Below are 12363 nucleotides of genomic sequence, written 5' to 3'. Positions count from 1 at the left end.
CCGACAGTTATCACGCATTTTTCAGGCCGGGTAAGCGAAGCGATACCCGGCTTTTTTATTGAGTAAACATCGTGAACACACTCGAACAAACGATCGGCAATACCCCTCTGGTGAAGCTCCAGCGCCTTGCGCCGGACAACGGCAGTGAAATCTGGGTCAAACTCGAAGGCAATAACCCGGCGGGCTCCGTCAAGGACAGGGCGGCGCTGGCGATGATTACCCGCGCCGAAGCGCGCGGTGAGATTAAGCCCGGCGATACGCTGATTGAAGCCACCAGTGGTAATACCGGCATTGCGCTGGCGATGATCGCCGCCGTCAAAGGGTATCGTATGACGCTGCTGATGCCTGATAACATGAGCATGGAGCGCAAGGCGGCGATGCAGGCCTATGGCGCGAAGCTGGTGCTGGTGAGCCGCGAACAGGGAATGGAAGGCGCGCGCGATCTCGCCTCAGAAATGGCGAAACGGGGCGAAGGGATTATTCTCGATCAGTTCAATAACCCGGATAACCCCTGGGCGCACTATACGACCACCGGGCCGGAGATCTGGCGCCAGACTGAAGGACGTCTCACGCATTTTGTCTCCAGCATGGGCACGACCGGCACCATCACCGGCGTCAGCCGCTTCTTACGTGAGCAGGCCAAACCGGTGACCATCGTTGGCTTACAGCCGGAAGAGGGCAGCAGTATTCCGGGTATTCGCCGCTGGCCCGCAGAGTATCTGCCGGGGATTTTTGACCCGTCGCTGGTGGATGAAGTACTGGATATTCATCATCGTGATGCGGAAAGCACGATGCGTGAGCTGGCGCGTAAAGAAGGCATTTTCTGCGGCGTCAGTTCCGGCGGCGCGGTATGCGGCGCGCTGCGCGTGGCGCGCGCGAATCCGGGGGCTGTCGTGGTGGCGATTATTTGCGACCGGGGCGACCGCTATCTCTCCACGGGTGTGTTTAGCGAAGAGATTTACAGCCAGGGCGCGGGGATTTAACGCCATAACGGCGGGCATACGCCAGATGGGGATTTCAGCCGCCGCGTTTTCCGGTAACCCATCAAGATCCAGCAGCAGGGTGGTCGGAAACGGTCAGAAGAAACGCCGGTGGCGCATGGTTGGTTGAAGCCCGCGGTTAAGGGCAGGGATAAAAAAATGGCGCCTTGCGGCGCCATTTTTGTACACGAGTCAGTCTTATTTCTTGATACGGATTACCGGCGTTTCACCGACGGTCACGCTACCAGAAAGCTTGGTCAGCTCTTTGATTTCGTCCATATTGGAAATAACAACCGGCGTCAGCGTGGATTTTGCTTTCTCTTCCAGCAGCGGCAGATCGAATTCGATAACCGGATCGCCTTTCTTCACGCGCTGGCCTTCTTCAGCGATGCGTTTGAAGCCTTCGCCTTTCAGCTCAACGGTATCAATACCGAAGTGGACGAACAGCTCAATGCCACTGTCCGATTCGATAGAGAAAGCGTGGTTAGTTTCGAAAATCTTACCGATGGTGCCATCAACCGGCGCAACCATTTTATTACCGGTCGGTTTGATAGCGATGCCATCACCAACGATTTTCTCTGCGAACACTACATCCGGCACGTCTTCAATATTAACGATTTCACCAGACAGTGGAGCAACGATCTCAATGGTTCCGGTGTCGCTATTGCCTTTATCACCGAACAGTTTACTAAATAACCCCATTAGCCTTCTCTCCTAAGCAGTAATTTGGGCCGCATCTCGTGGATTAGCAGATTGTTTTTTCTTCAATGAACTTGTTAACCAGCGTCATTAACTCGTCCGTTGTCGGTTGAGCAAGAGCCTGCTCTGCTAAAACCTTCGCATCTTCGAAGTTCGTGTTACGGATAATCTTCTTAATGCGCGGGATAGAAATGGCACTCATACTGAATTCATCCAGACCCATCCCCAGCAACAGAAGTGTAGCACGTTCGTCGCCAGCAAGCTCACCACACATGCCGGTCCACTTACCTTCAGCATGAGATGCATCAATAACTTGCTTGATGAGGTTCAGGACAGACGGTGACATCGGCTGGTAAAGATGCGATATCATATCATTACCACGGTCAACCGCCAGGGTGTACTGCGTCAGATCGTTGGTACCAATACTGAAGAAATCGACTTCTTTAGCGAGGTGGCGCGCGATAGTCGCGGCCGCCGGGGTTTCTACCATGACGCCGATTTCAATCGTTTCGTCGAAAGCTTTGCCTTCGTCACGCAGTTCTTGTTTGAAAATCTCGATCTCTTTTTTCAGCGCGCGCACTTCTTCAACCGAAATAATCATCGGGAACATGATGCGCAGTTTGCCGAACGCGGAGGCGCGCAGGATGGCACGCAGCTGATCGCGCAGGATCTCTTTACGATCCATGGCGATGCGGATTGCACGCCAGCCAAGGAACGGGTTTTCTTCTTTCGGGAAGTTCATGTACGGCAGCTCTTTGTCGCCGCCGATGTCCATGGTACGCACGATAACGGCCTGCGAGCCGCACGCTTCAGCAACGGCTTTGTAGGCCTGGAACTGCTCTTCTTCGGTTGGCAGAGAATCGCGGTCCATGAACAGGAATTCGGTACGGTAGAGGCCTACGCCTTCTGCGCCGTTACGCTCGGCGCCTGCGACATCGCGCACGGTGCCGATGTTCGCGCAGACTTCAACCTGGTGGCCGTCAAGGGTGATGGCCGGCAGATCTTTGAGCTTCGCGAGCTCTGCTTTTTCTTCAGCAACCTGAGTCTGAATCGCGCGCAGGGATTCAATCTCTTCGTTCGTCGGGTTAACGTAAACTTTGTTGTTAACCGCATCGAGGATCAGGTAGTCGTCGTTTTTCACCTGAGTGGTGACGTTGCCGGTGCCCACAATCGCTGGCAGCTCAAGGGAGCGCGCCATGATGGAGGTGTGGGAAGTACGGCCGCCCAGATCGGTAATAAAGCCCAGCACCTTTTTCAGGTTCAGCTGTGCGGTTTCCGACGGGGTTAAATCGGCTGCCACCAGAATGACTTCGTCCTGGATGGAGCTTAAATCAATGATGGCCAGGCCCAGAATGTTGCGCAGCAGACGCTTACCAATATCGCGCACGTCAGCGGCGCGTTCTTTCAGGTATTCATCATCCAGCTCTTCCAGGGCGGTCGCCTGACCTTCGATAACTTCATGCGCTGCCGCGTCGGCAGTGATGTGCTTATCTTTAATCAGGGCTATGATTTCCTGCTCCAGCTCTTCATCTTCCAGCAACATGATGTGGCCTTCGAAGATAGCTTCCTTTTCTTCACCGAAAGTTTCGCCGGCCTTGATCTTGATAGCTTCCAATTGAGCGGAGGCTTTGGCGCGACCACTCAGGAAACGTTCTACTTCCTGATCAACCTTATCGGCAGAAATTTTTTTCCGGTCGATGACAATTTCATCTTCTTTCAGCAGCAATGCTTTGCCGAAAGCGATACCCGGAGACGCTAAAATGCCTGAAATCATAACCCTACCTTACTTGTGACTGATTTTAATAAGAACCCGGAACTTACTCGAGTTCAGCCATCAGTTTTACCAGATGCTCTACTGCTTTCTGCTCATCTTCGCCTTCTGCGGAGATGGTCACAACGGTGCCCTGAGTCAGGCCCAGAGTCTGCAGTTTAAACAGGCTTTTTGCGCTGGCGCTTTTGCCGTTGGAAGTCACAGTGATCTCGGAGGTGAAGCCTTTCGCTTCTTTTACAAACTGAGCAGCAGGGCGGGTATGCAGACCGTTCGGAGCGGTAATAGTCACTTCTTGCTGGAACATTGTATTTCCCCAACTTATAGGTTTAGTTTGTGGAACTAAAGTCTAGCCTGGCGGCGTGACTTTAGCCTGTATTGTTAGCGTCGGCGTAACGGAACGCAGCACGGATGCCAGAACCACGAAAAACGCATGGCTTTTTGTTCCATGCGGCTCGCGTTTCGCTCGTCATTAATCATTATGACGCGATCGAAGTAGCATAACCAAATCGTTAAATCGATTCAGCACACATCAATTCGCCTCAGGATTAATTTCACGCATCGAAATAATTGCTGGTTAAATACCAGACCCGGCCGATCCAGGCAATGCCATACAAGACAAAAGTTTGATGCACGCCACAAAAAAGCACCCCTTTGGGTGCTTTTTTGCGCATATTTAACAATCTGGCATCACTGTTGCAGTTCTTTCTCAGTGAAGAGATCGGCGAACAGCGCGGTGCTTAAATAACGCTCACCCGAGGATGGCAGGATAACCACAATATTCTTATTGGTAAAGGTTTCATCTTCCTGAAGCTTGAGCGCAGCGGCAACGGCGGCACCGGAAGAGATACCGGCCAGAATCCCTTCTTCTTCCATCAGGCGGCGCGCGGTGGAGATGGCTTCTTCGTTGGTGATACCGATAACTTTATCGATCAGTTTGAGATCCAGATTGCCCGGAATAAACCCTGCGCCGATGCCCTGAATTTTATGCGGGCCTGGTTTCAGCTCCTGACCTGCGATTGCCTGGGCGATTACTGGGGAATCGGTCGGCTCAACAGCGACGGTAATCAGCTCGGTTTTACCCTTGGTATTTTTGATATAGCGGCTCACGCCGGTCAGCGTACCGCCAGTACCGACGCCTGCGATAAATACATCAACCTGGCCGTCCGTATCTTCCCAGATTTCCGGGCCGGTGGTTTTTTCGTGAATCTCCGGGTTAGCCGGGTTGCTGAACTGCTGCAACAGCAGATATTTCGACGGATCGCTTGCGACAATCTCTTCCGCTTTCTGGATAGCGCCTTTCATGCCTTTAGCGCCTTCGGTCAGTACCAGATTTGCGCCCAGCGCTTTCAGCAGCTTACGGCGCTCAACGCTCATGGTTTCCGGCATGGTCAGCGTCAGCTTATAACCACGGGCTGCGGCGACATACGCCAGCGCGATGCCGGTGTTACCACTGGTCGGCTCGACCAGCTCCACGCCCGGCTTCAGTACGCCGCGCTTTTCCGCATCCCAAATCATATTGGCACCGATACGGCACTTAACGCTGAAGCTTGGGTTACGTGACTCCACCTTCGCCAGAATGCGTCCGTTACCGATGCGGTTCAGTCGAACCAGCGGCGTATGGCCAATAGTCAACGAGTTGTCTTCAAAAATCTTGCTCATAGCCCGTCCTTAACTGTATGAAATTTGGGAACCGCACCAGCATACCCGCTCACCGCGTGTGAGGAAGTAAGGATTTCGTATATCGTTATACTCGTGCGAAATAATGCTTAAGAGTATGGAATAAGCCCGGCTATATGCCAGCCGGACTAGCGCCAGCTCGCATGTTTACCGCGATAACAATCCACCCACATCGCCGTTGCGCCGCAAACCGCGACGGGCATAATCGCCAGATTCAGCACCGGGACCAGCGTAAAAAGGCTGACCAGCGCGCCGAACTGCATATTTAAGCTTTTACGCTCACGCAGCGCCGCGCGCATGGTTTTAAACGGCACTTTATGGTTGTCGAACGGGTAGTCGCAGTACTGGATAGAGAGCATCCAGGCGCTAAACAGGAACCACAGCACGGGTGCGACGGTCTGGCCAATACCCGGAATAAAGTAGAGCAGCAACAGCACCAGCGCGCGGGGCAGATACCAGGCGAGCTTTTGCCATTCGCGTTTCATAATGCGCGGCAAATCTTTCATGATGCCGAGAATACCGGTATCCGGCGGCGTGGCGCCGGTGAGGCGTGCTTCCAATTGTTCCGCCAGCAGGCCGTTAAACGGCGCGGCTATCCAGTTCGCCACCGTCGAAAAGAAATAGCCGAAAACAAGAACAATGGAGATAACCGCGAGGGGCCAGAGCAGGTAATTAAGCCACTGCAGCCAGTCCGGTACATGGGACATGAGTTGCGGGATCCAGTTATCGAGGCGGGTAAACAGCCACCAGAACGCGCCGCCCATCAACAGGAAATTGACCAGAAGGGGAAGGATGACGAAGCGCCGAATGCCGGGCTGGCTTATCAGCCTGAATCCTTCTGAAAGGTAGTACAGACCGCTGCGCGAACCCGCGCCTGTCGTTGAAACCATAGTTCCGCAAAGCTCCTTATTAGCCTCCCCGAACCGGGGCCCGGTTATCTTAACCGAGAGGGAAATTTGCGCCACCCGATAAATGGTCGAAAAAACAGCAAAAAGCACGATTTCTTTCATCTTTCTGTCCGGAAAACCGAGCGCGCACTTGCACTTGCCGTAATGGGCAAATACTCTTAGTGAGTAAATGTTTGCCGTCATGGCAAGGTGTTAGAACAACAGAGAATATAATGATGCAGGATTTGCGTCTGATATTAATCATTGTTGGCGCGATCGCCATAATCGCCTTACTGGTGCACGGTCTGTGGACCAGCCGTAAGGAGCGTTCTTCTATGTTCCGCGATCGTCCGATGAAGCGCATGAAATCGAAGCGCGATGAGGATGAAGACGAAGACGACGTCGATGAGCCGGATGATGACGGCGTTGGCGAAGTTCGCGTGCGCCGCAGCGCGCCGGTGCCGGAAAGCGCGCCTGCTCGCCAGCCTCAGCATAACTATCAGCCGCCTTACGCGCCTTCGCAGCCGCGTCAGCCTGTTCGCGAGCCGGTCGAGCCGGAGCCAGAAGTGGCTTACAGGGAAGCGCCGCAAGCGCCCCTGCATCAGCCGCAAGAACCACAGCCGGTTCGCCAGACCGCGCCGCAACCGTCGCAGCCCGCACCGGCACAGCCTGCCATGCGCCAGCCTGCGCCGCAGCCGGTCACCGAGCCCGCGCCACAGCCCGAGCCGGTTGCTGAGCCGGCCCCTGTGAGCACCCCGGAAAAACCGCAGCCGAAAGAAACCGTTATTATCATGAATGTCGCGGCACACGCGGGCAGCCAGCTGAATGGTGATGTGTTATTCAACAGTATTCAGCAGGCCGGCTTTAAGTTTGGCGACATGAATATTTTCCATCGTCATCTGAGCCCGGACGGCAGTGGCCCGGTGCTGTTTAGCCTGGCGAATATGGTTAAACCCGGGTCGTTTGATCCAGAAACCATGACTGATTTCACCACGCCGGGCATCACCATTTTCATGCAGGTGCCGGGCTTTGGCGATGAACTGCAAAACTTCAAACTAATGCTGCAGTCGGCGCAGCATATTGCCGATGAAGTCGGCGGCGTGGTGCTGGACGATCAGCGCCGTATGATGACGCCGCAAAAGCTGCGTGAATATCAGGACAGAATTCGCGATGTGAAAGAGGCGAACGGTTAACCTCCCGCCGTTAAGTTTTCTCCCCTAACCCCCGCCTGTCGGGGGTTTTTTATCATTGATGGTGCGTTATGGAATCAATCGAAGAAAAACTGACTCAACTGCGAACCACGCTTCGCCATCATGAATTTCTCTACCACGTTATGGACGCGCCGGAAGTGCCGGACGCCGAATACGATCGCCTGATGCGCGAGTTGCGCGCGCTGGAAGAGGCGCATCCGGAGCTGGTGACGCCCGATTCGCCTACCCAGCGCGTTGGCGCCGCGCCGCTGACCGAGTTCAGCCAGGTGCGACATGAAGTGCCGATGCTCTCGCTGGACAACGTGTTTGACGAGGCGAGTTTTCTGGCGTTCAACAAACGCGTACAGGATCGCCTGAAAAGCACCGATGCGCTGGTGTACTGCTGCGAACTGAAACTTGATGGCCTGGCGGTCAGCCTGTTGTATGAAAATGGTCTGCTGGTCCGCGCCGCCACTCGCGGCGACGGCACCACCGGCGAAGACATCACCCTCAACGTGCGCACCATTCGCGCCATTCCGCTGAAGCTTCGTGGTGACAACATTCCGGCGCGCCTCGAAGTGCGCGGCGAAGTGTTTCTGCCGCAGGCGGGCTTTGAAAAGATCAACGAAGAAGCCCGGCGCACCGGTGGGAAAGTTTTTGCGAACCCGCGTAACGCGGCGGCAGGCTCGCTGCGTCAACTCGATCCGCGCGTTACGGCCAAACGACCGCTGACGTTTTTCTGTTATGGCGTCGGGCTGCTGGAAGGCGGCGAACTGCCGCGCAGCCATATGGAACGTCTGCAACAGTTTAAAGCCTGGGGCCTGCCGGTGAGCGATCGTATTCGTCTCGTGAAAACGCCGGAAGAGGTGCTGGCGTTTTACCATCAGGTCGAGGCCGACAGGCCGACGCTCGGGTTTGATATCGACGGCGTGGTGATTAAAGTCGATTCGCTCGAGCTTCAGGAGCAGCTTGGCTTCGTGGCGCGTGCGCCGCGCTGGGCCGTGGCGTTTAAATTCCCGGCGCAGGAGCAGATGACGACCGTACGCGACGTGGAGTTTCAGGTCGGACGTACCGGCGCTATCACGCCGGTGGCGCGCCTTGAGCCGGTGCAGGTGGCAGGTGTGCTGGTGAGCAACGCGACGCTGCATAACGCTGATGAGATAGCGCGCCTTGGGTTGCGCATCGGCGATAAAGTCGTCATTCGCCGCGCGGGCGATGTGATCCCGCAGGTGGTCAATGTGGTGCTCTCAGAACGCCCGGAAGAGACGCGGCCTGTGGTCTTCCCGGCGCAGTGCCCGGTTTGCGGCTCGGATGTCGAGCGCGTTGAAGGCGAGGCCGTAACGCGCTGCACCGGCGGGCTTATCTGCGGCGCGCAGCGTAAAGAGGCGCTCAAGCATTTCGTCTCGCGCCGCGCGATGGATGTAGACGGCATGGGCGATAAAATCATCGATCAGCTGGTTGAGAAAGAATATGTGCATACGCCTGCCGATCTGTTCCGTCTGACGGCGGGCAAACTGACCGGGCTCGATCGTATGGGGCCGAAATCGGCGCAAAATCTGGTCAATGCGCTGGAGAAAGCCAAAGAGACCACGTTTGCGCGCTTCCTGTATGCCCTTGGCATCAGGGAAGTGGGGGAGGCGACCGCCGCCGGGCTTGCGGCGCATTTCGGCACGCTGGAGGCGCTGATTAACGCCTCGATTGACGATCTGCAAAAAGTACCGGATGTCGGCATCGTGGTCGCCACGCATGTGTTCAACTTCTTTGAAGAAGAGAGCAACCGCGCTGTCATTCGCGATCTTACCGAAGAAGTAGGCATTCACTGGCCCGCGCCGCAGGTGGTGAAAGCCGAAGAGATAGACAGCCCGTTCGCCGGGAAAACCGTAGTGCTGACCGGGACGTTAAGCCAGATGTCGCGTGATGACGCCAAAGCGCGGCTTGCCGCGCTGGGCGCGAAGGTGAGCGGCAGCGTGTCGAAGAAAACCGATCTGCTTATTGCCGGTGAAGCGGCAGGCTCCAAGCTTGCGAAAGCGCAGGAGCTGGGCATTGAGGTCATCGACGAGGCGGAAATGCTGCGTCTGTTAGGTGAGTAATATGGAAAAAGAGCAACTCATCGCTATCGCCAATACGGAAATGCCGTTTGGAAAATACAAAGGCCGCCGGCTTATCGACCTGCCGGAGGAGTACCTGCTGTGGTTTGCCCGTAAGGATGAATTTCCCTCTGGCAAACTCGGCGAGCTGATGGCGGTGACGCTGCTTATCAAATCAGAAGGGCTGGGCCACCTGGTTCAGCCGCTGAAAAAGCCCTGAAAAAACGGCGCGAACCTTCGCGCCGTGATTTTTCCTGCCATTCCACCGTGGCCCTGTTATCGGCCGGTGAGAACGTGTTCTTATACGTAGATGTCAATCTGATGGTCGCCGGAAGCCTGCTTCAAGGCTTCCAGCTGCTTGCTTTCCTGTTTTTTCTGCGCCTGTTCAGCCTGTTCAGCCTGCTCACGCTGCAACTGAGCCAGCTGCGCCTGCAGCATTTTGATCTGGTTTTGAATAAGCTGCTGTTGTTTCTGCTTCTCTTCCGCGCTGCCTTCGCTGGTCGCGAGATCTTTAAGCTTGGTCGTAAGTTTAGTGATCTGCTGGGTCAGGCGGGCGATCTGTGACGCAATATCGTTGCCGCTGGATGCGCTGCTGCTGCTTGTCTGTACTGACGGGGTTGATGCAGTAATGGTCGTCGACATCATGTTCTCCTTTTTTATAAGCCTGGAGAAGGTATCGGCACCGCAACGGGAAAACTGAGTGTTTAACGGAGAAATCATGGATAAAAGCGAAGCAGGGCGGGTGGATATGGAAAGACGTGAGCGATGAGAATAACGCGCATAGCAAAAAGGCGCCTTTAGGGCGCCTTTTTACATTGGTGGGTCGTGCAGGATGACTCGCTTCGCTCGCCCTTCGGGCCGTCGCCGCAAGCGGCTCCGTTGTCTCGCTATAAATGGCTCGACTCAAACCTGCTGCAGGTTCGAATCTTTCTTACGTCCAGATAAGCAAAAAGGCGCCTTTAGGGCGCCTTTTTACATTGGTGGGTCGTGCAGGATTCGAACCTGCGACCAATTGATTAAAAGTCAACTGCTCTACCAACTGAGCTAACGACCCGAAGTGGTGGGTGATGACGGGATCGAACCGCCGACCCCCTCCTTGTAAGGGAGGTGCTCTCCCAGCTGAGCTAATCACCCACTTCGGTACTTCTGTTACTAATGACAAGAAATTCGCTGGCGAGAAAGTGGTGGGTGATGACGGGATCGAACCGCCGACCCCCTCCTTGTAAGGGAGGTGCTCTCCCAGCTGAGCTAATCACCCACTTCTCATTTCTTATCTACACGGCGGGAACCACTTAGAGTGGTGGGTGATGACGGGATCGAACCGCCGACCCCCTCCTTGTAAGGGAGGTGCTCTCCCAGCTGAGCTAATCACCCCCGCTGTGTGGAGTCGCATTATAGGGAGAGTTGAAAATGAGTCAACGCCTTTTCCAAAGTTTTTGTTTGTTCGTCGTAAAATTAGACAGTGCGCTGATTTTATGGTCGTTAAGGTATGATTTCTCAACAGATAACGCCGGAAAATAAGGGGTGGAAGGTATCAACATTGAGGAATCAGCGCACGGTGGTAGAATATTGCCCACTTTGTCACTCCCTGGCATGTGCCGCTTAATGGCATTGTTTAACACTAAGGCCAATCAATGAAAATCAAAACCCGCTTCGCGCCAAGCCCGACCGGCTATCTGCACGTCGGTGGCGCCCGTACCGCTCTTTATTCCTGGCTTTTCGCCCGCAATCAGGGCGGCGAATTTGTGCTGCGTATCGAAGACACCGATCTTGAGCGCTCCACGCCGGAAGCCATCGAAGCCATTATGGATGGGATGAACTGGCTGAGCCTGGAGTGGGATGAAGGCCCGTATTTCCAGACCAAACGCTTCGATCGCTACAACGCGGTCATTGATGAAATGCTGGCGGCGGGTACGGCATATAAATGCTATTGCTCGAAAGAGCGTCTGGAAGCGCTGCGCGAAGAGCAGATGGCGAAGGGTGAAAAGCCGCGTTACGACGGCCGTTGCCGCCACAGCCATGAGCATCATGCTGACGATGAGCCTTGCGTCGTGCGTTTTGCGAACCCGCAGGATGGCTCCGTCGTGTTTGACGATCAAATCCGCGGCCCGATTGAGTTCAGCAACCTTGAGCTTGACGATCTGATTATCCGTCGTACTGACGGCTCCCCGACCTACAACTTCTGTGTGGTGGTGGACGACTGGGATATGGAAATCACGCACGTGATCCGTGGCGAAGACCATATCAACAACACGCCGCGCCAGATCAACATTCTGAAAGCGCTGGGCGCGCCGGTGCCGCTGTACGCGCACGTCTCTATGATCAACGGCGATGACGGTAAAAAACTCTCTAAACGTCACGGCGCGGTGAGTGTTATGCAGTACCGCGACGACGGCTACCTGCCGGAAGCGCTGCTGAACTATCTGGTGCGTCTGGGCTGGTCCCACGGCGATCAGGAGATCTTCTCTCGTGAAGAGATGATCAAATTCTTTACGCTTGACGCGGTCAGTAAATCGGCGAGCGCGTTCAATACCGATAAACTGCTGTGGCTGAACCACCACTATATTAATACGCTGGCGCCGGAATATGTGGCGACGCATCTGCAGTGGCATATCGAGCAGGAAAATATCGATACCCGCAACGGCCCACAGCTGGCGGAGCTGGTGAAACTGCTGGGTGAGCGCTGCAAAACCCTTAAAGAAATGGCGCAAACCTGCCGCTATTTTTACGAAGATTTCAGCGAGTTTGACGCCGACGCGGCGAAAAAACATCTGCGCCCGGTGGCGCGCCAGCCGCTGGAAGTGGTGCGCGATAAACTCGCCGCCCTGACCGACTGGACTGCCGAAAACGTGCACCACGCCATTCAGGCCACGGCTGATGAGCTGGAAGTGGGCATGGGTAAAGTCGGTATGCCGCTGCGCGTCGCAGTGACCGGGGCAGGGCAGTCGCCGGGCCTGGATGTGACAGTTCACGCGATTGGCAAATCCCGAAGCGTGGAACGTATCAATAAAGCGCTGGCGTTTATCGCCGAGCGCGAAAACCAGGAGTAATAAAAAAGCCGGCGCACGCCGG

Annotated in this window: 11 protein-coding genes, 4 tRNA genes and 1 other RNA gene; 5 read left to right on the top strand and 11 right to left on the bottom strand. The window is 55.2% G+C overall.

The features are described 5' to 3' along the window. The first annotated feature begins 71 nt into the window (after positions 1-71). The gene (cysM, locus tag G9X48_RS18675; RefSeq protein WP_007869807.1) at positions 72-983 is read left to right on the top strand and encodes a cysteine synthase CysM; all 912 of its coding nucleotides are present in this window, start codon (positions 72-74) and stop codon (positions 981-983) included. Positions 984-1178: 195 nt separating this feature from the next. Here the strand turns inward: cysM and crr are convergent, their stop codons facing one another. The 5 genes from crr to cysZ form a co-directional block, all read right to left on the bottom strand. Further along, positions 1179-1682 (bottom strand): PTS glucose transporter subunit IIA, encoded by a 504-nt coding sequence (gene crr / locus G9X48_RS18670; protein WP_004385842.1) that lies wholly within the window; start codon positions 1680-1682, stop codon positions 1179-1181. 43 nt (positions 1683-1725) lie between these two features. After that, positions 1726-3453 carry a phosphoenolpyruvate-protein phosphotransferase PtsI gene (gene ptsI / locus G9X48_RS18665; RefSeq protein ID WP_007795342.1) on the bottom strand — a complete coding sequence of 576 codons (1728 nt, stop codon included), beginning with the start codon at positions 3451-3453 and terminating at the stop codon, positions 1726-1728. Between the two features lie 43 nt (positions 3454-3496). After that, positions 3497-3754, bottom strand: coding sequence for a phosphocarrier protein Hpr (ptsH, locus tag G9X48_RS18660; RefSeq protein ID WP_000487600.1), 258 nt, complete (start codon positions 3752-3754; stop codon positions 3497-3499). 383 nt (positions 3755-4137) lie between these two features. Then, positions 4138-5109: a cysteine synthase A gene (gene cysK / locus G9X48_RS18655; protein ID WP_004385844.1), complete on the bottom strand. Its 972-nt coding sequence runs from the start codon at positions 5107-5109 to the stop codon at positions 4138-4140. A gap of 146 nt (positions 5110-5255) precedes the next feature. Continuing rightward, entirely contained in the window at positions 5256-6017 is a 762-nt protein-coding gene (gene cysZ / locus G9X48_RS18650) for a sulfate transporter CysZ (RefSeq protein WP_004385845.1), read from the bottom strand. 230 nt (positions 6018-6247) lie between these two features. Between cysZ and zipA the strand changes: the two genes are divergently transcribed. From zipA to G9X48_RS18635, 3 genes are all read left to right on the top strand, one after another. Next, positions 6248-7207, top strand: a complete 960-nt coding sequence (gene zipA, locus G9X48_RS18645) for a cell division protein ZipA (RefSeq protein ID WP_038879905.1) — start codon at positions 6248-6250, stop codon at positions 7205-7207. Between the two features lie 68 nt (positions 7208-7275). Continuing rightward, positions 7276-9294 carry an NAD-dependent DNA ligase LigA gene (ligA, locus tag G9X48_RS18640; protein ID WP_012124102.1) on the top strand — a complete coding sequence of 673 codons (2019 nt, stop codon included), beginning with the start codon at positions 7276-7278 and terminating at the stop codon, positions 9292-9294. Position 9295: 1 nt separating this feature from the next. Further along, on the top strand, positions 9296-9511 hold the full coding sequence (locus G9X48_RS18635) for a DUF3820 family protein (RefSeq protein ID WP_007763006.1): 216 nt from the start codon (positions 9296-9298) through the stop codon (positions 9509-9511). Positions 9512-9591: 80 nt separating this feature from the next. Here the strand turns inward: G9X48_RS18635 and G9X48_RS18630 are convergent, their stop codons facing one another. From G9X48_RS18630 to G9X48_RS18605, 6 genes are all read right to left on the bottom strand, one after another. After that, a complete protein-coding gene (locus G9X48_RS18630) occupies positions 9592-9933 on the bottom strand; it encodes a FlxA-like family protein (protein ID WP_054625793.1) in 342 nt (113 codons plus the stop codon). A 174-nt stretch (positions 9934-10107) separates the two neighbouring features. After that, positions 10108-10240, bottom strand: a non-coding RNA gene (locus G9X48_RS18625) — RtT sRNA. Between the two features lie 29 nt (positions 10241-10269). After that, positions 10270-10345: transfer RNA gene (locus G9X48_RS18620), tRNA-Lys, on the bottom strand. Between the two features lie 4 nt (positions 10346-10349). After that, positions 10350-10425, bottom strand: a tRNA-Val gene (locus tag G9X48_RS18615). Positions 10426-10473: 48 nt separating this feature from the next. Then, positions 10474-10549 (bottom strand) — tRNA-Val (locus G9X48_RS18610). Positions 10550-10589: 40 nt separating this feature from the next. After that, positions 10590-10665: transfer RNA gene (locus tag G9X48_RS18605), tRNA-Val, on the bottom strand. Positions 10666-10925: 260 nt separating this feature from the next. Here G9X48_RS18605 and gltX point away from each other — a divergent pair. Further along, the gene (gene gltX / locus G9X48_RS18600) at positions 10926-12341 is read left to right on the top strand and encodes a glutamate--tRNA ligase (protein WP_054625766.1); all 1416 of its coding nucleotides are present in this window, start codon (positions 10926-10928) and stop codon (positions 12339-12341) included. The last annotated feature ends 22 nt before the right edge of the window (positions 12342-12363 follow it).

The sequence above is a fragment of the Cronobacter sp. HA18006 genome (genome assembly GCF_011605445.1).
In the GTDB taxonomy this organism is placed as follows: Bacteria; Pseudomonadota; Gammaproteobacteria; order Enterobacterales; family Enterobacteriaceae; genus Cronobacter; species Cronobacter sakazakii.
The sequence above is the reverse complement of the archived record's forward strand: the minus strand, read 5'-3'. Positions and strand labels throughout refer to the sequence as shown.